The organism is Flavobacterium sp. AK-345, from assembly GCF_058310175.1.
This window is the reverse complement of record NZ_JBZEER010000001.1, coordinates 416,487-442,366: the sequence shown is the minus strand read 5'-3', so window position 1 is coordinate 442,366 and position 25,880 is coordinate 416,487. Positions and strand designations below refer to the sequence as shown.

The 25,880-nt window shown below is 34.4% G+C and carries 20 protein-coding genes; 8 read left to right on the top strand and 12 right to left on the bottom strand.

What is annotated here, in order from left to right:
• Position 1 precedes the first annotated feature (1 nt).
• The 3 genes from AC4FQ3_RS02030 to AC4FQ3_RS02020 are packed head-to-tail and all read left to right on the top strand — an operon-like array spanning position 2 to position 4,611.
• On the top strand, positions 2–2,425 hold the full coding sequence (locus AC4FQ3_RS02030; protein WP_491180674.1) for a TonB-dependent receptor: 2,424 nt from the start codon (positions 2–4) through the stop codon (positions 2,423–2,425).
• A 34-nt stretch (positions 2,426–2,459) separates the two neighbouring features.
• Positions 2,460–3,362, top strand: a complete 903-nt coding sequence (locus AC4FQ3_RS02025) for a DUF4625 domain-containing protein (RefSeq protein WP_491180673.1) — start codon at positions 2,460–2,462, stop codon at positions 3,360–3,362.
• A 34-nt stretch (positions 3,363–3,396) separates the two neighbouring features.
• Positions 3,397–4,611 (top strand): hypothetical protein, encoded by a 1,215-nt coding sequence (locus tag AC4FQ3_RS02020; protein WP_491180672.1) that lies wholly within the window; start codon positions 3,397–3,399, stop codon positions 4,609–4,611.
• A 128-nt stretch (positions 4,612–4,739) separates the two neighbouring features.
• On the opposite strand, the gene AC4FQ3_RS02015 is transcribed toward AC4FQ3_RS02020, so the two are convergent.
• The 9 genes from AC4FQ3_RS02015 to AC4FQ3_RS01975 all read right to left on the bottom strand — a co-directional run bounded on the left by AC4FQ3_RS02015 (position 4,740) and on the right by AC4FQ3_RS01975 (position 12,873).
• On the bottom strand, positions 4,740–5,117 hold the full coding sequence (locus tag AC4FQ3_RS02015) for a hypothetical protein (RefSeq protein ID WP_491180671.1): 378 nt from the start codon (positions 5,115–5,117) through the stop codon (positions 4,740–4,742).
• A 137-nt stretch (positions 5,118–5,254) separates the two neighbouring features.
• A complete protein-coding gene (locus AC4FQ3_RS02010; protein ID WP_491180670.1) occupies positions 5,255–6,214 on the bottom strand; it encodes a YheT family hydrolase in 960 nt (319 codons plus the stop codon).
• Between the two features lie 162 nt (positions 6,215–6,376).
• Entirely contained in the window at positions 6,377–7,396 is a 1,020-nt protein-coding gene (locus AC4FQ3_RS02005; RefSeq protein WP_491180669.1) for a cytochrome-c peroxidase, read from the bottom strand.
• Positions 7,397–7,458: 62 nt separating this feature from the next.
• Positions 7,459–8,325: an MbnP family protein gene (locus AC4FQ3_RS02000; RefSeq protein ID WP_491180668.1), complete on the bottom strand. Its 867-nt coding sequence runs from the start codon at positions 8,323–8,325 to the stop codon at positions 7,459–7,461.
• A 43-nt stretch (positions 8,326–8,368) separates the two neighbouring features.
• Positions 8,369–8,746 carry a hypothetical protein gene (locus AC4FQ3_RS01995; protein ID WP_491180667.1) on the bottom strand — a complete coding sequence of 126 codons (378 nt, stop codon included), beginning with the start codon at positions 8,744–8,746 and terminating at the stop codon, positions 8,369–8,371.
• 5 nt (positions 8,747–8,751) lie between these two features.
• A complete protein-coding gene (locus AC4FQ3_RS01990; RefSeq protein ID WP_491180666.1) occupies positions 8,752–10,734 on the bottom strand; it encodes a TonB-dependent receptor plug domain-containing protein in 1,983 nt (660 codons plus the stop codon).
• Positions 10,735–10,738: 4 nt separating this feature from the next.
• Complete coding sequence (locus AC4FQ3_RS01985; RefSeq protein ID WP_491180665.1) at positions 10,739–11,662, bottom strand: hypothetical protein; 924 nt, start codon at positions 11,660–11,662, stop codon at positions 10,739–10,741.
• Between the two features lie 241 nt (positions 11,663–11,903).
• Entirely contained in the window at positions 11,904–12,197 is a 294-nt protein-coding gene (locus AC4FQ3_RS01980) for a hypothetical protein (protein ID WP_243396810.1), read from the bottom strand.
• Between the two features lie 235 nt (positions 12,198–12,432).
• Positions 12,433–12,873 carry a putative quinol monooxygenase gene (locus tag AC4FQ3_RS01975; protein ID WP_491180664.1) on the bottom strand — a complete coding sequence of 147 codons (441 nt, stop codon included), beginning with the start codon at positions 12,871–12,873 and terminating at the stop codon, positions 12,433–12,435.
• Positions 12,874–13,072: 199 nt separating this feature from the next.
• On the opposite strand from AC4FQ3_RS01975, the gene AC4FQ3_RS01970 reads away from it, so the two are divergent.
• The 4 genes from AC4FQ3_RS01970 (at position 13,073) to AC4FQ3_RS01955 (ending at position 15,088) form a co-directional block, all read left to right on the top strand.
• Entirely contained in the window at positions 13,073–13,654 is a 582-nt protein-coding gene (locus AC4FQ3_RS01970) for a TetR/AcrR family transcriptional regulator (RefSeq protein WP_491180663.1), read from the top strand.
• A gap of 52 nt (positions 13,655–13,706) precedes the next feature.
• Positions 13,707–14,198: an acyl-CoA thioesterase gene (locus AC4FQ3_RS01965; RefSeq protein ID WP_491180662.1), complete on the top strand. Its 492-nt coding sequence runs from the start codon at positions 13,707–13,709 to the stop codon at positions 14,196–14,198.
• On the top strand, positions 14,191–14,559 hold the full coding sequence (locus tag AC4FQ3_RS01960) for a nuclear transport factor 2 family protein (RefSeq protein WP_491180661.1): 369 nt from the start codon (positions 14,191–14,193) through the stop codon (positions 14,557–14,559). Before AC4FQ3_RS01965 ends, AC4FQ3_RS01960 begins: the two co-directional genes overlap by 8 nt.
• 166 nt (positions 14,560–14,725) lie before the next feature.
• A complete protein-coding gene (locus AC4FQ3_RS01955) occupies positions 14,726–15,088 on the top strand; it encodes a hypothetical protein (RefSeq protein ID WP_073394033.1) in 363 nt (120 codons plus the stop codon).
• An 82-nt stretch (positions 15,089–15,170) separates the two neighbouring features.
• Here AC4FQ3_RS01955 and AC4FQ3_RS01950 read toward each other — a convergent pair whose 3' ends face one another.
• The 3 genes from AC4FQ3_RS01950 to AC4FQ3_RS01940 form a co-directional block, all read right to left on the bottom strand.
• Positions 15,171–16,595 carry a SusD/RagB family nutrient-binding outer membrane lipoprotein gene (locus tag AC4FQ3_RS01950; RefSeq protein WP_491180660.1) on the bottom strand — a complete coding sequence of 475 codons (1,425 nt, stop codon included), beginning with the start codon at positions 16,593–16,595 and terminating at the stop codon, positions 15,171–15,173.
• Between the two features lie 12 nt (positions 16,596–16,607).
• A complete protein-coding gene (locus AC4FQ3_RS01945; RefSeq protein ID WP_491180659.1) occupies positions 16,608–19,805 on the bottom strand; it encodes a SusC/RagA family TonB-linked outer membrane protein in 3,198 nt (1,065 codons plus the stop codon).
• A gap of 793 nt (positions 19,806–20,598) precedes the next feature.
• Positions 20,599–23,541 carry an Ig-like domain-containing protein gene (locus AC4FQ3_RS01940; RefSeq protein WP_491180658.1) on the bottom strand — a complete coding sequence of 981 codons (2,943 nt, stop codon included), beginning with the start codon at positions 23,539–23,541 and terminating at the stop codon, positions 20,599–20,601.
• A gap of 384 nt (positions 23,542–23,925) precedes the next feature.
• Here AC4FQ3_RS01940 and AC4FQ3_RS01935 point away from each other — a divergent pair, with 384 nt between their 5' ends.
• Positions 23,926–25,839: a helix-turn-helix transcriptional regulator gene (locus AC4FQ3_RS01935; RefSeq protein ID WP_491180657.1), complete on the top strand. Its 1,914-nt coding sequence runs from the start codon at positions 23,926–23,928 to the stop codon at positions 25,837–25,839.
• Positions 25,840–25,880: the final 41 nt, after the last annotated feature.

The following is a 25,880-nucleotide window of genomic DNA, read 5'->3' as shown; positions in this document are numbered from 1 at the left end:
GATGTATAAAACCAAATTAAATAGATTCCGAATTTTTTGTCTGCTCTTTTGTTTTGCTATAGTTTCAAAAACAGCAGCACAATCAGTTCGTATATCAGGTAAAGTACTTTCCAGTGAAAGGGGTTCGCTGGAAGGTCTTACCGTTATTATTCAGCCCGGTAATTTAACTACAATTACAGACAAAAAGGGTCATTTTTATTTTACAAATATTCCAAAAAATTCGAAAAGCTTAACGATAAACTACGCGGGTTATCTGCCTTATGAAATAAAGCTTTCGCTGAAAGAAAGTGCCGTTTTATTACCGGATATTTTCTTAAAACCAGACATAAAAGAATTAGAAGAAGTGATTGTTTCCGATAATTTTGGCTTTCGCCGAAAAAAAGATGAATCGCTAAATATCGAAACCGTAAACAGCAGTTTTATCCAGAGAAATCTCGGTGGAAGCCTGATGCAATCACTGCAAAGAATTCCCGGTGTTAAAACGATTTCCATTGGTTCCGGAGGTTCAAAACCATTAATCCGCGGCCTCAGTTTTAATCAGGTTATTGTGGTCGAAAACGGCATTAAACACGAAGGCCAGCAATGGGGCGCAGATCACGGACTAGAAATCGATCAATATGCGGTAAATCGTGTCGAAATTATCAAAGGTCCCTCCTCTTTTATGTACGGATCTGATGCTATTGGCGGAGCAATCAATATAAAACCCGTTCCCGTGCCTGCAAAAAACACATTAGGCGGAAGCATTGATTTTACCGGGAAAAGTAACAACGAACAATTTGGCGGATCGATTAATCTGTTTGGGCGCAATGAAAAATGGTTTTTCGATACTCGAATGACGGTTATGGATTACGGCGATTATCGTGTTCCTACAGATACGGTTCATGTTTACAATTATGCCGTTCCATTATATAAAAATCGCCTGCGAAATACTGCAGGACGTGAACTCGATTTGCACGCAAGTACAGGATATGTTTCCGAAAAATTTAAATCGGTTTTATATGCGAGTAATGTTTACAGTAAAAGCGGCTTTTTTGCCAATGCGCACGGACTTGAACCCAGAAATGTTGATACAGAACTTCACGACAAATCGAGCCGCGATATTTTGATGCCTTTTCAGGAAGTTACGCATACCAAAATTAGCAATACAACTTCTTTTCAAATAGGAAATCATCAGCTGGAAACACAATTGGGATTTCAGAAGAATTTCCGTCGCGAATGGAGCCATTATGTCAATCATGGTTTTATGCCGCCCCTATATCCTGATGATATGTATGCACCTCATAATCTGGAAAGACAGTACGATAAAGAAGTTTTTTCTATCGCAATTAAAGATGAATTTTCGATAAATAAACATCAGTTTACTGTTGGAATCAATGGCGAAAAACAGCAGAATACTATTAATGGCTGGAGTTTTTTAATTCCTGCTTTCCAGCAAATTACAGCGGGATTATTTGCTTATGATAAAATCCGGATCAGTGATTTATGGCTGCTTCATGGTGCTGTTCGACTCGATTATGGTAAAATCGAAATGGAGCAATACAACGATTGGTTTCTAAGTGAAATTACGGAAAATGGTCAGACAACGTCTCAATATTTAAAACGTTCAGATGATTTGAACGGAACATTTCAAAGTTTTAATTGGTCAGCGGGAGTGAATTATAATCCGGGGAAAATTGCTTTAAAAACAAATCTGGGAACGAGTTTTAGAATGCCGATTGCAAAAGAACTGGCTTCAAACGGTGTCAATTATCATTATTTCAGATTTGAAAAAGGCAACCCCAATTTATCTGCAGAACGTTCGTACCAATTAGATCTTGGGATGGAATGGCAGGAAAATAAATGGTCTTTTCAACTGAGTCCGTTTTTTAATTATTTCCCCAATTATATATATCTGAATCCCACTTCGCAACATGATATTTATTACGGAGCAGGAAATCAGGTGTTTGAATATGAGCAAAGTAAAGTCATGCGATACGGTGGCGAATTGCAAACGCGTTATCAGTTTATGCCTGGTTTAAGTGTCGAAATTCTGGCCGAATATCTTTATTCTGAACAATTATCAGGAAATAAAAAAGGTTATACGCTTCCCTTCTCTCCTCCTGCTTCGGTTTTGTTTGGGATGACGTACAGTCCGGAAATCAAAAATTTGAGAGATACTTATTTTTCGCTTGATTATCGTTATACCGCTGCGCAAAACCAGATTGTTCCTCCCGAAAAGAAAACCGCGAGCAGTAATGTTTTCAACCTTGCTTTAGGAACTAAATTAAAAACCGGAAAACAGGATTTTATAATCAGCCTGCAGGTTCAAAACCTGTTTAATACCAAATACCTCAATCACACGAGTTTTTACCGGTTAATCGAACTTCCTGAGGCAAGCCGAAATATTATTCTGTCGGTAAAAGTGCCGTTTTTAATTCATCAATAAAAATTTTAAATCAAATTAATAAATCCTAAATCTTATGAAAAAAGTAAAATTATTTCTTCTGTTATCCATTGTGGCTGTTTCGTTTACTGCCTGTGATAATGATGAAAACCCGGAAGCTGCAAAACCCACAGCTGAAAACATTGAAATTGGAACCGCCAATAACAAACGAGCCTTAATTGGTCGTGATTTTCATTTTAATGCCGATGTTGTTGCTGGCGATAAAATTGCCGATGTACAGCTAAAAATCCTTCCGAAAAGTGGAGAAACCTACACAAAAGACTGGAAATTGGAGTTTAAGTGGGCTGAATACATCGGAACAAAAAACACCAATGTACATAAACATTTTACGATTCCTGCAGATGCTCCCGAAGGTAAATTTGATTTCTATTTTATTGTTTTGGATGAGAATGGAACCCAACTCGAAATTAAGGAAGAAATTACGATTACAGATCCCGCGAATATGCCTGCTGATCCTTTAATAGGACGCGATATGATTTCCAGAAACGACGATCTGATTTATTATATGGAAACCTGGGTGGAGCCGGAATTAATCTTCAAAAAAAATGATTTGCTTACAGCTCATGCGCAGGTTAGCCAGATTGTGGGCGACGGAATTTTATATTCTGTTTTAATCAAAAAAAGCCTGAATTACCATCCAGAAAGCATTGATAATCTTGATTTTAAAAAAGTAATTGTGATTTCAAAAGTTGAACATAAAGACCTTCCTGCTGCTTCAAAAATTGCTACGCTTCAAAAAATAAATGACGTATGGGGCGGAGAAAGCATCACTATTGGCGCTGATAAAGATGCTATTGGGGAAGCAACAACTTTGGATAAATCATGGCAATCCGGTCAATACAATTGGGTAATTCTTTATAAAAATACCACACACAATTTGAGCGTCTATAAATCGATGCCAATTACCATTAGTTTCTAATTAAACCCAAATATTAATTTAAATACATTTTACAATGAAAAACAATTATTTCAAACTGATTTTCTTATTTGCTTTATCGACTTTCGTGATCTCATGTAGTAATGATGACGACAACAATGTTGAAACTCCCGAAGAAACGCTTTTAGAATTTAAATACCTTAGAATTTTACTTTCTGATGAAAAAACAAATGAAATTACATTGGTAAATCCGGTTGATGCCACAACAAGTTCTTTTAATGCAAAGTTTGCAAAATCTGCTCTTTATACTACAGAATCTGGCAGATATGCAGGAATAGTGCATAGAGCTGACAACACGGTTGAAACTTTTGACAGCGGTTTTGAAAGTCATGGCGATCATGTTGATGTAGACGGTCTTCCGCAATTTGGTGCTTTGACAGGAAAATCACTTTTGCCAACACATTTTAAAAGTAAAATTGGCGAATTATTGACTTTTAATGACGGAGACGGCACATTGTCTGTGGCAAAAGAAGCTGAAATTAATACTCCAGGTGCGGTATTTAAAGTGATAAATGCAGGACTTTTGGCGCATCACGGTGCAATGGCGACTTTTACTAACGGAACTTATGCCATTACTGAAAAGGATAATTCGATTACAGGAACGCTTCCTGAAAAAGTAAAAATTATAGACAATACCGGTAAAACACTTTTTGATGCCACAATTGTTACCAAAGGAATTCACGGAAATGCTTCTGACGGAACTTATGCTGTTTTTGGTTCTGCTAGTGGAGTTCTTGTTGTTGAAAGTACAGGGAAACAAAAATTGATTGCTCTTCCTGAAGATTTTGGAACTGCTTGGTTTGGAAGTATTTTAGAAACTTCAACGAAAGGGAAATTTGTAGGTTATACTGCCGCAAAAGGGGCTTATTTAATTGATGTTGCAAACAGCACAATTAAACCAATTTTGCAAAATACGACTATTATGCAATGTAAAGTAAGTTACAATCATAGCAAACTGGGAATTTTATTGCATTCCGGTGAATTCAAATTATATAACCTGAATAGTTTAGCAGTTGAAAAAGAAGGAAAGATCATCGCCGAAACTGCAACTGACGCTACTTTAAAACCACAAATCCAGTTAACAGAGAATTTTGCTTACATCACATCTCCAAATACAGGAGAGTTATTGCAATTGAATTTGACTTCCATGGAAATTTCAAAGAAAATTAAGGTTTCGAAAACGCCTTATATGATTACGATTCTTGGATTTGAAAACAGTGAAAGTCACTAATTTTTAATCTGATAATATAAAACAAGCTGCCAATGGCAGCTTGTTTTTTTAGGTTAAAGCTTCTATTTCAGCGGTACTTAATTTGAATATTTTTCAATCTGGATAAATGTCTGTCTACTAAACTAACATTATTTTTTGGTTCCTTTTACAGGTTGTTTCGTGCTTACGGTATCCTTAGTTTGAGATGAAGTATATGTTGAACCATCTTTAGCACTTTCTCCGGGACCACTTCCTGTACCCTGAGTAGATTCTCTCTTGGTAGCAGTTCCCGGGTCCGAAATACTTCCCGCTCCGGTAACCCCTTCAGATTCAGTTCCTGTTGCGCCAGTTGTATTTGTACCGGTTGTATTTGAACCTTTATTTTCAATGGTGTCTGTAGCAGTCGTATCGGGAGTTTGTCTGGTGTCGATTTCATCACTATACCCATCTTTATTATTTTTACATGAAAGTAAAAGTCCTATTATCAGTACAGTTAAAACAATTTTTAATTTAGATAGCGTTTTCATAATATTATTGTTTGTTCGTTATATTTCAAATTTAGAAATATGATAAACTAAACATTTATATAATTTGAATTGTATTTTATATCCTTTAACGCAAGTGGTTATTTAAAAAATGCTAAAAGTTCGCAACATTCCAGAAGTTATTGAAAAGATTTAAAGAACTCATACGCTCTTGTCTCTGCATAGGAATAGGTTGAATTGCGGAGTGGAAAAGCACAATGTCCTCCATACTTTGGTGTTTCAAGATAAACGTATGGACTGTCTTTTGCTATGGCTGTTGGGTAACATCTTTCACCTAAAAAAGGATCATCGAGAGAGTTAATAATTAAAACCGGAATGGTAATATTTTTAAGGGAGAATTCTGGAGAAACACGCTGATAATAGTCATCACGGCTGGCAAAACCATGCAGTGGTGCTGTAAAATAATGATCCACTTCATCAAAAGAAGTAATGCTGTCAATTTGATCACGGTTTATAAAATCAGGAAACTGTGCCGCTTTGTATTTTAGCTTTTTTTTAATATCGATTGTAAAATTCTTTAAATAAACCCTGTTAAAACCTTGTTTGAGTACAGCAGCACTTGTAGCAATATGTGTTGGTACCGAAATGGAAACTCCTGCTTTTACTCGTTCATCCATTTTTGTCCAGCCAAAATAATTTAAAAGCTGAACACCTCCCATTGAATATCCAATCAAATAAACATCTTCGAATCCTTTTTTAAGGACAAACTGAACTACTTCATCAAGATCATCAACTGCACCATGATGATAAAGTCTTGGCAGTCGGTTCATTTCTCCTCCGCAGGTACGGTTGTTCCAGGCGAAAACGGAAAAACCTTTTTCCTGAAAATAAGTTGCACAGCTATTATTATAAGTTCTGCGGGAATCGCCTTCTAAACCATGGCACAAAATCACTGCTTTTTTAGGATCATTTAGAATAAAATCTATATTAATAAAATCCCCGTCATTCAATTCATGTTTTTCTCTTGTGTATCCCGGAACTTCAAACTTTTTAAATAAAGCAGCGTAAATAGTAGAGATATGCCTGTTCCGATGAATAATCGGAGGAAAATTATATTCTGATTGTTCAATTACAGGCATGATAAAAAAGTTTTTGGTGCTTATACAAAGCTAACAAATCAATCAATGTAATTTAAAACTTTCTTTTTTTATTTCATTTTTAATAAATTAAAAAAAATAGACCAGTTAAATAACAAAATATAACTTTTGGGAGGTAAAACTCACGATATCAAATTAAATGAACTAATTTCCTAAAAAATGATTATCCGTTAGTGTTTTCATAAACGAAATAAGATTGCTCTTTTCTTCTTCCGTAAGCGGTATTTTATTGCCATTATTTTTAAAAACCGGGTCAAGATTATCAGCTTCCAAAACGCCATTATCAAAATAATCCAAAACCGATTTTAAGGTAGAAAACTGTCCAAAACTTCCGTAAGGCGCTGTATATTCGATATTTCTTAAAGTAGGAACCCGAAAACCCATATAATCAGAAGCAAGGCCCGTAACTCTTCCTCGTCCGGCTTCGTTGGTATTTGTGTTTACAGGAAAGCCAATGTTTCTAAAACTCTGATCTGTAAACAATTCTGTACCATGACAACTTGCACATTTTTGCTGAAATGTCTCATATCCCTTTGCTTCACTTGTGGTAAAGGATTCTCCTTCATTTCGTTTTACTTTGTCATATTTGCTGTTGGCAGAAATTAGCGTGTACTCAAACTGTGCGATACTTTTGTAAATTCTTTCGGGTGTAATACTTTCATCTCCAAATGTTTTTTGGAACAAATCTTTATAAGCCGGATCATCCTTAATTTTCTCTATTACTTCCAGTATTGAAGAATCCATTTCTTCATGAGTTATAATGGGAACTAATGGCTGTGTTTCAAGCTGTAGTTTACTTCCGTCCCAATTATAAAATTTCATAAACATTAAATTCTGAAGTGATGGTGCATTTCGCAGTCCAATTCTTCCTTCAATTCCAATCGCTTGCGGATTATGATCTGCAAAAGCATTCGACTGAATGTGACAGCTGGAACAGGAAATAGTATTATCTGCACTGAATCTTTTTTCAGAGAAAAGTTTTTCTCCTAATTCCACACCATATTTTGTTGGTTTATTTAAACTCACAAAACTATTTACTTCCGGAAATTCAGAAGGAATATTTAATGTAATTTCAGGATTGTCTATAGAAATCATTTCAGAATCATCATTATTACAAGATGTTAATAACGATATTACTGATAAGAAAACAATTATTTTTTTCATTAGAAATGAATTTAAAAATAGAGTCGTCTCAAATTACATCAAGACGACTCTAAAATATAGTTTTAGTTTTCTACGGCAGTAACAGAAAACATTCCGCTGATATCGCTTGAACCATTTCCACCCAAATTATCAACAAACTTCACCATTTGAGCGGCAGTATGAACGTTTGGAGTTGCATTATCATTCATTCCTGTTCCTGTAGACAAAGTAATTGTATTGATTTTTCCGCTTAACAATTTATCAAAGTCAGCTGTAATTTTGATTTTTGGTGCTTTACTTCCAACAATTGCATTTGTACTAAGATTTAAAGTAATATCTCTGTATGCATTTACACCCTGAGTATAAGCTCCTTCAGTTCCTTCAACAGTACTTCCGGTATGAATTGACATTGCTTTATTATCGGTATCATAAAAACCTTCTACTTTTGTAAAACGGTATCCACTTCCCCATTCCCACATCATTTCTGTATCGTTAGCGCCTGCAGCTGCATAGAAATTAGGAAATCTAACCTGGTCTAAAGTATTTTGTTCCGGTTTGATTCCTAAACCAAATTTAATCTGCTTATAAGTCGCCGACGGAATATTACTTAAAACATAACTTAAAGAAGCTGTTTTTGCCTGATCGATAACTGTTGCGCCTTTATCCAAATCATTTATGTTATATGGAACTTCATCCCCATTGTCTTTTATAAGACGTATATTGCTGATCACATATTTTAGCTCTGAAAAATGATGTACTTGTCCTGCGGCTGAGGTATTTACTGTAGCCGATGTCGAGCCTGCATTGCCCAAAACAATTGTAGTTCCCTTAAAAGTATTATTAAATTCTAATGTTACATTGTTTGCCACAGGATTATCATCATCACTAGAGCAAGATACGAATGCCAACATAGCTACTGATAACAAAAGGTATTTTTTGAAATTTTGCATTTTTATAATTTTAATTATTGTAATTCTATTTATTGAGTCTTGGTTAACAGCAATTAAAAAGAGGCGGCGGTACAAAGATTTCCAGATAAGGCTCAAAATGAATTCCTTCCTTATAAATTAATATTTTGTTTGAATTTATATTTTTTAAGATTTCAGGCTTAAATTCCATTTTCGAAATCATAGCAAAATCAATCTTTTTACTGATACCATTAAGTTCTAAATCGTTGTTTTTTTCTGATTTTTTAAGCTCTTTTTTCAAATGGCATTTACCATGGCATTGCAGTTGAGGTTTAGTTTTATTAATACAAAACTCTTTTTCAATATCATTTTGATTCAGTTTAAAGTATACAATAATCAATGCCTGCTGGAAAGAAACCAACAGAAACAGCATTGTCATTGTGATACTAAAAACTTTTTTCATTTTTATTAGAAGTTGAATTTTAAGGAAGTAAAAATATTACGTCCCATTCTTGGGATATTTCCCCAATCTGCATAAGTGCTGTAATATTCATTTAATAAATTTTCTGCACCAACCTGAACAACCGTTTTTACTTTATTAATTTTGAAAGTATAATTGGCAGAAATATTCCAAATGGTGTAAGCAGATGTCTGGTCTTCTCCGTATTCCGGACTGTAATTAATTTGTGCAAAATCACCATTTACAGAAGTCTGGATACCAAAATTTTTATGCATAAAATGAAGAGAAGTCTGGTAACTTAACGGACGAATAAAAGGCAGGTTTCCTTCTTTATCATCCATTCCACGTGCATAAGTTAATGTTCCTTTCCAATGCAAGTGCTGTAAAATATCATAAGCGGCATTCATCGACATATTAAAAAGCGTTGCATAATCTAATGAAGTATACCCTTTTACGCCAACCGATTGATAGTTCATCGGACTTCCCATGCTTAAAACCCTGCCAATAATATAATTTTGTATGTAGAAATAATTTACTTTTCCCTGAATGCTTAATCTTTCATTTTTAAAACCTGCGCTTGCATTTCCTTCATACGAAATTTCATTTTTTAAATTTGGATCTCCGATATAATCATAACGATCAAAACTATTGTAAATGTAATATCCATAACCTTCAGAAACAGAAGGTGCTCTGTGCCCGTAACCCGTTCCAACAGAAAAATTAAACTGGTCAATATCCAATTGATATCCTGCATGCAAACTTGGTAAAAATCTCGTTTTTTCCTGTGGCGCACCCGGATGAAAAATCCAGTTAAATTCTACATATTTAGAATAATTGTAATTTACTCCTAAAGATCCGCCTAAACTCAGCTGGCTTTTCTCTGAAATATCCCAGTAATTATTCATAGAAAGTCCGCCATATCTGGTAGTAACCCACGGCCAGCTGTAAGCAAACATCGATCTTTTGCTTCGGTCCTGTGGGTACATTCGCATTTCTGCAATTGACAAATTATCGTATGCATTTAATTGTATTTCAGAAGAATAACTATTCTTTTTTACGTTTGCTTTAGAAACCAGTCCGTAAGTAGTGCTCCAGCCCGGCATATCCATGTGAACCAGATTTTCAGGACGCGTTGTATCATCCATATAATGTTCTATCGCATTAAAATAAACCTTACTATCAATAACTCTTACCAAACCTTCTTTAAATAATTGTTTATAAGAAGCCGAAGTTATTAACGCTCTCGAAAGTGATAAATCCATTGGTAATGCAGGAAAGCCAACATCCTTTGCCATATCAAAAATCGCATCTAATCTAACCGATGATAAATCACTGGTTTTGTACGCCAAACCAAGGGAGGTATTGAATTTTTTATACTGCGAATGCTTTACTTCATCATCATTCCCGTCATAATAATTATCTGCTTTTCTATACGAAATACTTCCATCTGCAACAAATTTATTGCTTGAGTAAGAGACATTTCCAAGATTGAAAAACTGTTTATTATTAAACTCAAATCCGCTTTGATAGCTTCCGTTCCACTTTCTTTCTATGCTAAATGGCGTACTTCTTCTTTTTAAATCAATACTTCCGGCAACTGTTGCACCATGAAGACTTCCTTCCTGCCCTGATTTAATATCAATTGCGGCAAGATTATTGCTTTCTACATACGATGTTATCGGATCCATTTTATCGGTACAGGCTCCAAAAATATGCATCCCGTCGATGGTAACCGTCGAACGTTCTGTACTCATATTATTTAGTAATGGTTCCCACGCATAAGCGCCACGTTTTATGAAACTTATATTTTCTGAAGATGATAAAAATTCATCTACCGAAACTGCCATTTTCATCTCTGTTTCGATCTTCTTTTTGGCAGCGTTTTTTACGGTTACTTCCTCTAGATTTTTTATACTGTCATGATGTACATGTGCATTTTGGGCCGTTACAGATATTCCCAAAAAAAGTAATGCTATTGATATATATTTCATGATATTAAAATAAAGTATCAATATAAAGTTCACTTTTTACACCTTCAACTCCGGGCGTAAAATCTGTTGGAACAACCGTTCCTTTTAGGATCAATCCGTTTTGGTTCATCATAATTAAATTCAATGTCCAGTTTCCGGTCATCGTATAATTGACCACGCCATGATATAAACCATCACTTTGCTGTGTTAAATCCTGATTGTTTGACGAAGAATGATTTCCCATTGAAGGTTCCGGCATTCTCGGATCTAATTTTAATGTATAACCTGTTACTTCAGAATAAGAAAATTGCGAAGGATCTGGAAAAGTTCCTGCGGGAGTTGTTGGCTTATTGTATTTATAGATTCCGGCAACCAATTTGTTTTCTGCAACTGTTGGTTTTTGTGGCGAAACCAATGCAATAAAGTATTGTTCGTTATCTTTTCCTGTAAAGGCTGTCATATTAAGATTTTTGTTGCTTTGTTTTTCAACAGAAACCTCTTTATTAATCTCATATTTCTGATTCTCAACTGTAAAACTCACGTATAATTTCCAGCTTGCAGTTGTTACGCTTTCTGATGTAAATACAGAATAACCATTGTAATAGCCATTTGCAGCATTATATTCTAAATTATATTGATGCGGGCATGAATTTGCACTTCCATCAGCATTAGTCATTACAGGCAAAAAAGTTACTTGAGAAGCACTTACATTTTGATTAGTCTGCGTATTGGTAACTTTTAAGTGAAGCTCATTATAACCTTTGTAAAAAGTTCCGTTTAAGGCCTCAATACTAATTTTATAAATGCCGCCGGTAAACGAAACAGCTTCTTTAAATTCATAATATTCAGGAACTTCAGAGTCAATTTCTGCTTCGTAATCTGTTTTGTCGATTGTACAGGAAGTAATCACAAAAAATATTGCAATTACAAAAAAATTAAAAGATTTCATTAAAATGAATTTTATAAAAACTGTTTAAAATGAGCACAAAGACATTATCTGAAAATCAAACATAAGCTTGTGCAGTGAATTTGAAGAGGTATCGAAAAACACAAATAAAATTGCATTAATCAATTAAGATCAATAGTTTTCAAATAAAATAAGAAACAGAAAAAACGCTGTATTTAAATACAAATAAGACAGCAACATTGAAATAGTTACAATGTCAAAATTTTAAATTTGAAAGTTTGATCTATGCGAAATAGAGAGGAGGATGAAATGTAAGATTAGAAGCCCCTATTGGTTTCTTTTCAAACAAAATAGAAGAATTATTTTTTGATTCGATTACAGGAACTATATCAAAAGTAACTTCAAGAGTATTTTGAACATATACAAGCTCCGTTTTTTCTTTTAAGCTGTCCTGCATTTTTCTTTCGTTATCAGAATATTTTTTGATGCTTTTTTGAAGTTCGCATCGACCATTACAGCTGTTAAAAGCTAATTTACGCTGTACACAAATCGTTTTGGCGATCTCAGTCTGATTCATTTTGAAGGAAGCATATATAAACAAACTGCCAAATGACGGCGCCATAATCAGAAAGGAAAGTAATAAGATAAAAAACCTTTTCAACTGTTTGCTTGATTTATATATTCAGCAAAAATACATCATTTATACTTTTATTTTACAGAAACTTCTTGTTTTATTAAACAAAAAATTATTACTCACTCATTGCCAAGTGTTTATTTATCAGCTATATTTCGAAATCTTGTATAAGCGGCTATTATTCATTAATTTTCCTAAACAAGAATTTCATAGATTCGGGATCAATTGTATTCATTTCTACCAACTTTAATGCTTTAACCATTTTAGTTGTAGTTGTTTTATATTTTTGAAAATGCGGTGTTTTTAAATGTGCCTGATAAGCATCTTTATCATTATATATTTCTATTATTCTTATTTGAGTAGAATCACTTTTTTGATACATAGGAAAGATTGCCAAAACTCCAGGTTCTAACTTTACAGAAGCAGCCGATTCTTCTTTCAATATGACTTTATATTGGGATAAATGTTCGGGATAAATTTCAATTTCTGCAATACGAACCATCATATCTTTTTTTTGGGCAGATATAGAACCGGAAATAAGAAATACGATTGTAAATACTAAACATAAAAATCGACCTTTTGAAAAATTGCTTTGAAGATTCAGGGTTAACTTTTTCATATATAAAATTCAAATTTAATTATTCTATTGATGTTGAATTATCTTAAGACATCTAATAGACATACAATTTACTTATTTTCTTTGTATTATTAATCTATCCTCCTTAGAACTTCATGTTTCAGTTGAAAATTTTTCATTGTACTTACACATACCGATCGGTATTTACACTATATTTGTCATGAATCGCTAATCAAATATTATGAATACTTCTGAAATTATTTTAGATAAAGTAGCTCCAATTTTTAACAAACAAGGATATGTTGGAACAAGCCTGACAGATATTACAAAGGCAACAGGTCTTACAAAAGGTGCGATTTACTGTAATTTTTTTAATAAAGAAGATTTAGCACTAAAGGCGTTTCAACTAAATGTAAACCTTGCAATAACTCCCTTATTCAAGCTGGTAGCCAGCAAAGAAGGCAGTTTAAATAAACTTCATGCTATAACAGAATATCAACGCAGTTATTATGATTTGGTTAAAGACAGAGGCGGATGCCCGATGTTGCGTGCAGGAGTTGATACCAAATTTATTAATCCGTTATTATTTAAAGCAGCGCAAAATTTATCTCAAAAATTTACTATCGGTTTAACCAATATTATCAATGATGGCATTGCTAATAATGAAATTAAACCAAATACCGATCCTGATAAATATGCTAAAATAATTTTATCCTTAATTGAAGGCAGTTCTCTTTTGACTTTTACCCACAATGACCCAACCTACATCAATGACACAATGGATTTTATAGATCAAACTATAATCGAAAGCATCAGCAAATAAAAATTTTTAACCTTTCAGATACCGATCGGTATTTGATGTAATAATTATAAAAATGGAAAAAATATTAAAGACAAAAAGAAAAGTAAGGTTTCAGGATTGTGATCCTTTTAATCATTTGAACAATTCTAAATATTTAGAATATTTTATTAATGAACGTGAAGATCAAATTGCCGAAAACTATGACCTTGACATATTTGAATATATGAAAACAACGGGACTTAGCTGGGTTGTTGCATCGAATCAGATCAGTTATTTGAAACCGGCTTTTACAATGGAAATGGTATTAATTGAGTCTCAGCTTATTCAATATACAGACAATCTTTTACTGGTTGAAATGAAAATGTGGAATGAAAATGAAACAGAATTAAAAGCAATTCTATGGATAAAGTTTATTCAGTACAACATCCAGACAAAAAAAGCAGCAAGCCATTCAGAAGATTTAATGAAATTATTTGAATCGGTTGTGTTACCCGTTGATCAGTCTGTTTTTGAAAATAGATATTTAGAAATTATTACAAATTTAAAAACAAGAGCTCATGCCTAAACCGGAAACAATTGAACAATTTATAGCAATGGTCGAATCTAACGAACATGATAAAGCGATTGAAAAATTCTACACCATTGATGCTTCTATGCAGGAAAATCAGGCAGAACCACGTGTCGGCAGAGATAATCTTGTTGCTAACGAAAAAAATACACTTCAAAAAGTCAAATCTTTAGTATCAAAATGTATTCGCCCGTATTTTATGAATGGTGATCAGGTTGTTATTCGATGGTATTTTAGATTTGAATGGAAAAATGGAACTATTTCTGAAATTGAAGAAATCGCGTATCAAAACTGGCAGGAAGAACTTATAAAATCAGAAAAGTTCTTTTATGATCCTAAACAGTTTATAAGCATGTAATAATAAAAACATACAACCCAAAAATTAAAAAGGATACAGCCATAGTAAAAGCAACTACTTTTCCATATATAAACAACCCTAAGTTTGATTGTTTATTCTCTATATTTTATTCAAATTTGCACCTCAAAATAACTCAGAAAACGCTGGTTTCAGCATCAATAAATAAATGACAGTACAAGATTTAACAGGCAGTTATTCCATTTCCGGGAGTAATCAGGATGAGAGTCAGGAAATAAACTATAAAGGAATTTTGAATTTGTCTTTGGATGAAAATAACCGAATTGTTGCGCTGTGGCTTATTAACGATACGCAGCAGCAAAAGGGACACGGTTTCTTTAAAGACAATATTTTAGTTGTTAATTTTAGCTATAAAGGTGATGACAGGAAAACCTATAAAGGTGTCGCCGTTTATCGTTGTATAACCAAAGATGTACTGGATGGCTTTTGGTCAGAAAAACACGGAAATCCTTTGTATTTAGGAACCGAACATTGCTTAAGAATTAAAAGCACAGAAAAACTAAGTTCTTGATATAAAAAAAGCTAAATCTTTCGATTTAGCTTTTTCATTTTCAATAAATAGTATTCATTTATAAAAGACTATTTACACTTATTTATTTGGCATCAAACCATAGTTTTGTAGTAAGCAAATCTTTTCCCTGAACAGATATTGCGGCCTGATAACTATTTCCGTTTAATGACTGCTCTGTACCCGGATAGAAGAAACGCGAAGGAATCTGTCCGTCTAAAACTGTAGCTGGACCAGCTGTTAATACCGGATAATCAAGTCTTCTCCATTCTGCAAAAGCGTCAAGACCTTGTCCAAAAAATGCAATCCATTTTTGTGTACCAATCGATTTGGCATAATTTGTAGCATCGTACTGCACCGTTGGCTGATTAAGATAATTTGCAACAACTGTCGCATCGGTAATACCAAACTGATTCAAAGATGCCGTAATTGCATTTTTGTATAACTGCTCTGCATCTCCGGCAATATAACCACGTGCTGCCGCTTCTGCAAGATTGAAAAGTGTTTCTGAATAAGAAACAAATACAGCCGGCGATGCCGAAGTTAGAAAATAAGTTCCCGGTTTTGATGTTTTGGCAAAACCCTGACTATTGGCATCACTGTTTGATAATCCATTGGCTCCTCCAACATATTTACCTACGCTGGCGTCTGATGGCAATTGAGCAAAAACAGCTAAGCGCGGATCTGAGAACTCATATAATTTATCAACCATTGTTTTTGAAATACGAAAATCATCGCGTGTTTCAAACCAGGCTGATGCTGGATTTTGCTGAGGTGAACTAGTGTAAACAAATCTAAAAATTTCGCTATTATTGCTAATTACCCCTGCCGGATCTGTTGTTGCTTCAATCGCAGCCTGCTTTGCCAAAACAGGTTCTTTATCAGCAATTTTCAACGCTATACGCAAACGAAGCGAATTTACCAGTTTTTTCCATTTTAAGACATCTCCTTTATAAGCCAAATCTCCGGTTACTGTACCATTTGCTGTAGCCAGTAAAGACTGGGCTTGTTTTAAATCCTCAAGTAATCCTGTATATACTTCTTTTTGAGTATTATATGCCGGTGTTACTTTCAAACCTGCTTCTTTGTAAGGAATGCTTCCATAAGCATCGGTTAGCAATAAGAATGTCCATGAACGCAGCGTTAATGCAATTCCTTTATAATTTGAATTTGCCTGTGCATCCGGAAAATTTATAATGGTGTTCAAATCGGTAATCAAAGTCGAATAACCTTTATCCCATAAAGTGGTGAAAGAAGCATTAGATACATCATATCTGTCCGGTTCAGTATATTGGATTTTAGCCCAATGCTGAACAAATAATAAAGACGAGTTAAAGTTATTAACGTCTCCCCAATATAAATCAGCTCCCTGTTTTAATGTTCCTGTTAACAGGTAAGGCGCTAATGGTGTTTCGGTTGCATTTGGATTTTTATTAATATCATCCAATGTATCGCTGCAAGAACTAAATGTCAATGCAAAAAGCGTTATATAGGCTATTTTTTTTAGCATGATTGCGTGTTTTTAAAATTTAAGATTAACATTAAGGCTGAAATTTCTAGTTGTTGGCAAAGATAAACTCTCCAATCCCTGAGCATTTCCGGTATTAAAAGCTGTTTCCGGGTCAATATTCGGTACATCTTTATAAATAAACAACAAATTACGACCTACTGCAGTAATACTGGCTCCATCTAATCCCAGCTTTCTTGCAAATTTTTTATTGAAATTGTAAGCTAATTTTATCTCTCTTAGTTTCACAAAAGTTGAACTATAGATATAAGCTTCGCTAATATTGTATGATGCTTTGTAATATTCCTGTGCACTAAGAACTGAAGTGTTTGGAGTTCCATCAGCATATACTCCTTTAAAAATCATTCCATCATCATATATTACTGCTCCTGATGGCGCATTACCACCTGAAACCAGGGTTTTCGTATTTGTGGTACCAGTTGTCGTTACATAATAATTTAATCCGCCATTGGCAGCATCACGACCCGGCAGCGTTTCTGCTAATACACCTGTATAAGTACCCGTTCTGTTAGTTCCTGAAAAAATCTCACCACCTACACTGGCATCAACAAGAAATGAAAGTTCAAGATTTTTGTAAGTCAATGTGTTAGTTACACCAGCTAAATAATCAGGAGTGTAATGTCCTAATACTCTCTTTGTCGGATCAGCTTTTGGCAATCCATTTGCTCCTACTACTATATTTCCGTTTGCATCGCGCTCATAAGCTGTTCCGTAAAGTGCTCCGTAAGCCTGCCCTACAGATGCCAATACATCAACACCTCCTGAAGAACCAATTGTGTAGTTTTTAATGCTTCCTTCATAATCCAAAATCTCCACTTTACTTACATTTCTTGAGTAGTTTCCAGCAATATTCCATTTAAAGTTTTCAGTTTGAACAGGAGTTCCATCCAATTGAATTTCGATTCCTCGGTTGTTTATTTTACCTGCATTGATTAACTGAGAAGTATAACCACTCGCAGCAGTTGTTTTAATCTCCAAAATTTGATCAAAACTATTTGTGTTATAGTAAGCAAAATCAAAATGCAGTCTGTTTTTCCAGAAAGAAGCTTCTAATCCTAATTCGGTAGAGCGTGTTGTTTCCGGTTTCAGGTTCTCGTTAAGTTTCTTTTGTGAAGAAGTTTGAATCGGATTTCCGTCGAATGCCGTTTGAAAATTATAAACCGTAGATAATTGATACGGATCTGCATCATTACCAACTTCAGACCATCCACCACGTACTTTTAAGAAATCAAGTGTGTTACTTTTTAAATTAAAAGCATCAGAAACTACGAAACTACCATTAAAAGAAGGATAAAAATAAGAGCGGTTGTTGCTTGGCAATGTAGACGACCAGTCATTACGTGCCGTTACATTTAAGAATGCATAATTTTTATACCCAAATTGAGCCGAAGCATAAGCACTATAAACTCTCAATCTTGATAATGTGTTTGATGATGTTAACGGATCTCTTGAATTCGTCAGCGTATACAAATCAGGCACAGCCAAACGTGGTGCTTTTTGATAATTGTTTGCATCGCTGTGATTACGAATATTGAATCCGGCAAGAGCATCTACACTAAAATCATCGTTTAGTTTTTTAGTATAAGTAAAAATACCCTCTGTATTTTGTTCGTTTACAGTATAAGCATCTTCAGCATACGATCCAAAAGGAGTTCCGTTTGTACCATATTTAATCTCGTATTTTCTGCGATCGTTATAATAATCAACTCCGGTACGGAATCTAAAATTAAGTCCTTCGGCAAGTTTTGCATCCAAATGAATATCTCCAATTAAACGATTACGCTGTTGGCTTGTAGTATTATAATACGCATTCCAGTACGGATTGCTGTAATAGCTGTTGTTCCAGTTAACATCTCTGTTATTTCTAAGCGCATTGATATCTACCTGACGTCCAAACCAAAGAAACTGAAGCATTACACCCGCAGCACGGTTACCCGATGGACCACCCGGAAGTGCCGGAGCATCAGTAACAATATAATTTCCTGTTACCCCTACTTTTATACTTTCAGATATTTGATAATTAGAATTAATAGTAAAGTTTGTTTTATTTACTTCACTATTAGGCACTATTCCGGTTTGTTTTTGATTGTTTATTCCTAAACGGAAATCCGATTTTTCGTCTGATTTTGCAACAGAAATACTATTTTCATAAGTAATACCAGTATTAAAAAAGTCTTTCACATTATTAGGATGAGCCACGAAAGGCACTGCTACACCATTTGAATTAAATTGAGGAATAAGACGTCCGTCCATTTTAGGACCCCAGCTTTCATCAACACCATCATTGATACCGCCACCTTTACCATCTACATAGCTGAATCTTCCGTTTGATCCTTGTCCAAAAGTATTTTGAAAGCTTGGCAATGTAGCCACTTGAGAAATAGTGATTCCCGAACTAAAGCTTATACCCAGTCCTTTTTGATTTTTTCCAGATTTTGTTGTGATCAAAACAACACCATGCGCCGCACGCGATCCGTAAAGGGCTGCCGCATTCGGGCCTTTCAATACCGTTAATGTTTCAATATCATTTGGATTTAAATCGGCAATTGCATTTTTGAAATCCCTGGAAGCATTTGCTCCACCTACGCTGCTAAATTGCGTGTTATCTACCGGAACTCCATCTACCACAAATAATGGCTGGTTATTTCCGCCAATAGATGTTTCTCCACGAATAATGATACGTGAAGATCCCATATCACCCTGCGAATTTGTAATACGTACCCCGGCTAATTTACCGGTCATACTATTTAAAAAATTGGTTTCTTTTGTATCTGATAAATCCTTGTTTTTAAGCGATTGAGTAGTATAACCTAAAGATTTTTTTTCTTTTGTAATACCAAGTGCGGTAACCACTACTTCTGATAAGGCATTTTCTTGCTGTGTAAGTTCAATAACAACTGAATTTGCATTTACCACCACTTCCGTTTGTTTATATCCCATGTAACTTACTACAAGAGAATAAGGAAATTTTTGTCCGGTTTGGAAATAAAACTTCCCATCAAAATCTGTCTGAACACCGTGTGTAGTACCTTTAATATTTACCGAAGCACCAATAACAGGGTCTTTTGTAACCGCATCCACTACAATTCCTTCGAGTTTTGACTGAATTAAGGGTTTGGTCTCTTGGGCATTAACACCAATAGAAATCAACAAGATGCATAACCATGCATATCTATATAATATTTTTTTCATTACTTAGTTTTAGTTTGAATAAGGTGAGCCGAAAATTTAAATCATTAGCTTTCCTTATAGAGATGTACAATTTATTTAAGCTTCACCATTTCTGTTGCAGCAGAAACAGTTTCTTTTTTTTATCTACAACACATTCGTTTTTTCATTTTACTTATTTTTTTGATTATTATTCTTTTAATTTTTTTTGATAGATTTCAACCTCAAGAAATTTTAGGATGCATCTTTTAAAAAATTGTATTATTTAAAGATTAAAGAATTTTTAACAGCGAAAAATCATAGTGTTTAAATCCTCAAAATGATCTGTACTTGTTCAAATAAATGTATTCGAAAGTCCTTAACAGCTGTGTTTATTACCTTAGTTTAAATTCTACCAATTTGATAGAACAAAAGTAAATTAAAAATATTAACTCAAAAAGTTTAAGCATAACTTTTGCAAAAAAAATGTTAATTAAAAGTTTAGTAAAATTTTAATTATCTATAAACAAAGCAGTTAACGTCTTACCGTTTTCTTAAATCTATTAAGATTTTTCCTAAACAAATGAAAAATCAATGTAAATATTACCGTTTTTCGGAGCTGTTTTACTAGCTCATTACCTATAAAATGGGCTTTTTCTACTTCTTTAGCAATAAAAAAAGCGATTTGTTGTAGTAAGATTTTAAAAATAATAAAGTCGTTTCATATTATAAATGGAAACCAAAATAGACAAAGTAATAAACAAAAATGCCAGATCTTTTGATCTGGCATTTCCTCTCTGTAGAGACTATTTAAAATTCTAATCAGTTTTTTCGATTATCATTTTACAATCAGTTTTTTAGAAACATTAAAATCATTACAATTGATTGTAACAACATAAATTCCTGAAGCTAAATTATGATTGATTTTTGCAGATGTATTCAGTTGGTTTATCAAAACCTTTCTTCCGTTTATATCCGTAACGGTTAGTGTTGCGGTATCACCTGCTTTTAATTCCGGAAAGACAATATTAAATTCTTTGTTTGCAGAAGGATTTGGATAAATACTAATCAGGTTATCTTCTATTGTTATTTCTGCATCATTAATTTTTTTAGCCGTCGAAGTACTTTGAAATTGCCATTGTGCGCTTTCCCAATTGTTTTGTCCTCCCGCATATTGAGCAGAACCATTTAGATTTTCAATATGAATCATGCTTCCGGTCTGCCATCTGTTTTTAATTCGAACAAAAGTACCATCCACATTTTCGCTTAACCATTGTGCACTCCACCAATCAGATCCTGCTGCACTACATTGTACGGCTCCTGTTAAGTTTTCAATGTGCATTACATCTCCGGTACCTACATTTTTTAATACAAAATAAGTGGCGTCGACAGCTACTTTTTCCCATTTGTAATTGTTGTTGGCAACAGTTGCGCCATAACCTACATTGGCACCGGCATCGTATAAATAATTATTTGTCCATCTGTTTTTAATGGTAAAGTAGTTTCCTGTTGCGGTACTCACAGTAATTGTTGCCGTACTTGTTTTATTTCCGCTCGCTGTGGTTACTGTAATTATAGCAGTTCCGTTAGAAATTGCCGTTACTAAACCAGAAGCATTAACCGTTGCAACGCCCGTATTGTTTGAAGTATAACTAACCGATTTATTAGTTGCATTAGACGGCAGAATTGTTGGCGTTAATTGCTGCGTTGATCCAACTGATAATGATGCCGATGCCGGACTAAGACTCACACTTGTCACGGCTACATTTGATGAAGTTACCGTTATAGCAGATGTCGCAATTTTTGCACCATCCTGAGTTGTAACGGTAATCGTTGCAGATCCCGCAGCAATTGCAGTAACTAAACCTGAACCATTTACGGTTGCAACCCCAGTATTATTAGAACTGTAAGCCACTGTTTTGTTTGTTGCATTTGCCGGAGCAACTGTTGGTATTAATTGTTGTGTCGCGCCAACGCCTAAAGTAGCTGTCGACGGTGCAACCGATACTCCTGTAACCGCAATAATTGGTGTACCAGAACAGCTTGTACTTTGTGTCCACGAAAATGTACCAATAGCACTAAGTTCCTGATCAGTTGTTGCATTACCGCCTCTATTAGAATAATTCATATTACAATAAGTTCCGTTTCCGGCAGGAGAACCGGCTATAAGTACAAAATAGCCTCTGCCCCAATTTCTGTTAAGGGCATTATTGTTTGGAAATTCTTTCCCGGTTCCGTTAACGGTTATATCTTTAAAACTAAGATTATAAATACCGTCTCCAGATCTTTTACTTATCGAAATTGCATCATTTCTTGAATCTAAAATATCAATATTGTACAACTGAACATTTTTAACCTGAGTTCCCGCATTCGTAGCACTAAAAATATCTACCGCAGCTACAGGATTGTTGTAAGTATCATTAAAAGTTCCGCAGGTTGATACTGTGATATCGTGTATTTCATGCATTCCGTCATTGTTAAAGGGTGCTCCGGGAAAATTATTGCTCACTCTGATTCCTGCTTCCAGATTGTCTTTTATAATCAAATTGTAAGCTTTGTTATTTTTTCCGCCATAAATAGCTAAACCACAGGCACGCCAACAGTTTTCGGAAGTATTGTATCTAAAAGTATTGTTGATACATTCTAATCCATCTGCAGACCAGATTGCCTGATCGTCATCGCCATTGTTTCTAAAACTGCAATGTTCAACGATCGAGTTTGCCGTTCCTTTACAAAGATTAATTCCATCTGCATAATTATTTCTAAAACGACAATGAGACACTGTAAATCCATCAGCGATTGCAGGTCCTCCTGTATTGTATTGTGCAATCCAGGCACCGCATTCAAAATGTTCTGCCCAAATATTTTTTACAATTGAAGTTGATGTAAAAACCCCATTTATCGCTTTATAAGAATTACTTCTCGAAGTAGAATTCGTCGTTAAATAAAGATCTGTAAAGGAAATTCCGGCTGCATTTGCACGCAATCCACCGTTTAAACTGCTGGTATTGGTAAAATTAATTTGTGTATACCACATTCCCGCGCCTATTAATGAAGTATTGGCAGTGCCAAAATACAGTTCGCGGTTTGCATTATAAACTCCGCCTGGAATAAATATTTTTTTACCGCCGTTTGCATCAATAAAGGTTTGAAGATCGCTTCCGTTTCCGGTATACGTTACCGAACCTGTTGGTGCTGTAATAGCGGTGGGGACTGGTTCCATCTCAGCAAAATCGACATGAACATTCCCAGATTCTCTTACCAGTTTTAAAGTTCCCGATGCCGAAATTTTAGCCGGAAGTTTATAACGTACTTCGTCAAATCGCATTCTTGGGTTTTGATTCGTGATTCCGTTATTATTAGGATTTCCGTTGCTCCACAAATATTCCCACGACCAGGTTGAAGTTAAAGTTAGCGTGGTAATTTTTGTGTTCCCATTGTAAACACCCAAAGTAGCCGATTGTCCGTCGGGAACGCTGTAGCGAATAACAAGTCCATCAGCAGCTTCTGTAAGCGTCCATTGCACAGTAGCATTCGTAGCCGACATATTCACGCATTGCTGGTCTGTAGCTTCAGACTGAAGATCTGCCTGAATGTATGACTTTGAAGTAGTTGAAGCGCCATTTGACAATTGTCCTGCGTTTGCTTCGTACCTTTTATATGGCGCATCATAATAACCGCGCTGTGCATATAAATTTGAGGTTAAGAGAATAAAAAAAATCCATACGATATGGAAATATTTTTCTCTTTTAAAAAAAGTAAAATGTAATTGATTGTTCATAATCTGTGGTTTTAAATTAGTAAGGTAGTTCCTAAAAAAAGAACATAACGAAACTAGATTTAAAAAAGAGATTATAAAAAATATATGTTAAAAATCAAGATTCCAGCGATATTCCAAATACAATAACTCATTAATAATCAATGAATTAAATTTTAAATTGAAATAAAAAATCAAGAATATATATAGATGAGAAGTTTGTAATTGATATGATAAAATATGAAAAAGCCAAAATTTAAAATTATTGGCACTGTCAAAAAAAACAAAATTTTACTACTACTATTTTTATATCTTTGACTTTAATTCCGCTGTTATTCTGAGCAAAGCCGAATACCAAAACAAAAGATTTTTTTCTTCAAATACAATACCACCAATCGATCTGAAATTATGACTAAAAGCCTTCAGAACATTTTCTATATAATCCTATTCAGTTTCTTTGTTACCCATAATTCTCATGCACAAAAATCCAAACAAGAACTGCTTAAATTAATTGAGCAGACTTCTTTATCTCCCGAACTAAAAGGTGATTACTTATGCCAGCTTAGTTCTTGTTATAAAAAAACTGATACCATAAAAGCGTATTCTTATGCAAATCAAGCATTAAGAATGGCTCGTAAAGAAAACGACATAAAAAGCCAGGCCATTGCTTATGAATCACTTTCAGACGTTGCCCGATTTCTGGATAATGTTTCGCTGCAAATCAAATATGCCGATTCCAGTTATACTTTAGCCACAGCATCAAAAGATGCAAAGGCCATCGCATACGCCAATTATGCCATTGCCTATAAAAATGAATTTATTGGGAATAAGGAAAAATACATTGAGTACATGCTAAAGTCATTGGCCTATTTTGAAAAAAACAAAATACGATATGACAAGCTGGTAAACGGATATGAAAATCTGGGTGCTTATTATATCGATCATAACGATCTTGTATTCTCTAAAAAATACAACAAAAAGGCTTTAGATTTGGCTTACGAAAGTAAAAATCAGGTTAATATTGCCAATGGTTTAACCAGTTGGGCGCTTTTTTTGGTAAGAGACGCAGAGCAAGAAACTCCTGCCGATCCGGATTTACTCAAAACTGCAGAAAACAATTACCTAAAAGCGATTGCGATATTCGAAAATGAAAAAAGAAAAGGAAATATTATTGGCTCGTACGGAAGAACCTGCTTAAATCTTACCAGCCTTTACTTGTATCATTTTTTTGAAAGCGAGCCCGAAAAAACTTTAGCACATTTAAAAAAAACAGAAGCCGTTTGTCTCGAACTAAACGAGCCAATGCAGCTTATGGTTATGTATGGCCAGCAAGCGCAATTTTATACGAACTTAAATGATATACCCAATATTGAAAAGGTGTTGAAAAAAGTGGCTGATATTATTGAAACACATCCAAAGATAAACCCAAGATATTTTGCCCTGCTTTATAAAAACTACATGGATCTGGCAGAGATTAAAAATGATTTTGCTTCTTATAAAAAATACTTCAATCTGTATGACAAAGCGGTTGCAGTTATGATGGAAAAAGAAAACAGAGCCAGGGATTACAACGCTTCCGTTCGTTTTGAAACAGAGAAAAAATCACAGCAAATTCAATTGCTTACAGACAATCTTGAATCTAGAAAAAAGATAAATTATTTGTATACGGCGCTTGTTGTTCTGGTATTTTTTATGCTTCTATTTATGCTGCGTTCGTATCATTTTAGACAAAGATCTTATATAAAAACCAACCTTTTGCTTCAAAAAGCCAATGAGGAAGCTACTCTTTTATCCAAAATAAAAGAAGAAGAAGCGATGATTGCTTTACTGGAATCTGAATTAACAGAGAAAGAACTTCAAATTGCCATTCAGGAAAAAAAGTTAAATGAACAGGAAAAGATAAAACTTCAGCAGGAATTAATGACTAATAACCTGCAGTTAGAAAAGAAAAATGAGATTTTAAAAGACATTCAGAATAAATTGTCAACGATGAAATCTGAGAAATCATCAGATATAAAAACAATCTCAAAAACGATCGACAAAAGCATGGAAGTTGATGATGAATTTGAGTTATTAAAAACGAGTCTGGCCAATACTAATCCTGTCTTTTTTTCGACTTTACAGGAAAAAGCTTCGGGTACCTTAACTAAACTGGATTTTAAATATTGCGGTTACATAAAGTTAGGAATGAGCACCAAAGAAATTGCCAATCACATGAATATTGAAACCCAAAGCATGCGAATGGCTCGATACCGAATTAAACAAAAACTAAATCTGGACCGCGAAACTGATTTAGACACTTATATCACTTCTGTCCAGTAAAATCAACACTTACGGCGTTTTTTTATCTGCAAAATATTTTT

Coding starts and splice junctions, on each gene's coding strand:
- AC4FQ3_RS02030 (WP_491180674.1), top strand. CDS start 2: ATGTATAAAACCAAATTAAATAGATTCCGAATTTTTTGTCTGCTCTTT.
- AC4FQ3_RS02025 (WP_491180673.1), top strand. CDS start 2,460: ATGAAAAAAGTAAAATTATTTCTTCTGTTATCCATTGTGGCTGTTTCG.
- AC4FQ3_RS02020 (WP_491180672.1), top strand. CDS start 3,397: ATGAAAAACAATTATTTCAAACTGATTTTCTTATTTGCTTTATCGACT.
- AC4FQ3_RS02015 (WP_491180671.1), bottom strand. CDS start 5,117: ATGAAAACGCTATCTAAATTAAAAATTGTTTTAACTGTACTGATAATA.
- AC4FQ3_RS02010 (WP_491180670.1), bottom strand. CDS start 6,214: ATGCCTGTAATTGAACAATCAGAATATAATTTTCCTCCGATTATTCAT.
- AC4FQ3_RS02005 (WP_491180669.1), bottom strand. CDS start 7,396: ATGAAAAAAATAATTGTTTTCTTATCAGTAATATCGTTATTAACATCT.
- AC4FQ3_RS02000 (WP_491180668.1), bottom strand. CDS start 8,325: ATGCAAAATTTCAAAAAATACCTTTTGTTATCAGTAGCTATGTTGGCA.
- AC4FQ3_RS01995 (WP_491180667.1), bottom strand. CDS start 8,746: ATGAAAAAAGTTTTTAGTATCACAATGACAATGCTGTTTCTGTTGGTT.
- AC4FQ3_RS01990 (WP_491180666.1), bottom strand. CDS start 10,734: ATGAAATATATATCAATAGCATTACTTTTTTTGGGAATATCTGTAACG.
- AC4FQ3_RS01985 (WP_491180665.1), bottom strand. CDS start 11,662: ATGAAATCTTTTAATTTTTTTGTAATTGCAATATTTTTTGTGATTACT.
- AC4FQ3_RS01980 (WP_243396810.1), bottom strand. CDS start 12,197: ATGAATCAGACTGAGATCGCCAAAACGATTTGTGTACAGCGTAAATTA.
- AC4FQ3_RS01975 (WP_491180664.1), bottom strand. CDS start 12,873: ATGAAAAAGTTAACCCTGAATCTTCAAAGCAATTTTTCAAAAGGTCGA.
- AC4FQ3_RS01970 (WP_491180663.1), top strand. CDS start 13,073: ATGAATACTTCTGAAATTATTTTAGATAAAGTAGCTCCAATTTTTAAC.
- AC4FQ3_RS01965 (WP_491180662.1), top strand. CDS start 13,707: ATGGAAAAAATATTAAAGACAAAAAGAAAAGTAAGGTTTCAGGATTGT.
- AC4FQ3_RS01960 (WP_491180661.1), top strand. CDS start 14,191: ATGCCTAAACCGGAAACAATTGAACAATTTATAGCAATGGTCGAATCT.
- AC4FQ3_RS01955 (WP_073394033.1), top strand. CDS start 14,726: ATGACAGTACAAGATTTAACAGGCAGTTATTCCATTTCCGGGAGTAAT.
- AC4FQ3_RS01950 (WP_491180660.1), bottom strand. CDS start 16,595: ATGCTAAAAAAAATAGCCTATATAACGCTTTTTGCATTGACATTTAGT.
- AC4FQ3_RS01945 (WP_491180659.1), bottom strand. CDS start 19,805: ATGAAAAAAATATTATATAGATATGCATGGTTATGCATCTTGTTGATT.
- AC4FQ3_RS01940 (WP_491180658.1), bottom strand. CDS start 23,541: ATGAACAATCAATTACATTTTACTTTTTTTAAAAGAGAAAAATATTTC.
- AC4FQ3_RS01935 (WP_491180657.1), top strand. CDS start 23,926: ATGACTAAAAGCCTTCAGAACATTTTCTATATAATCCTATTCAGTTTC.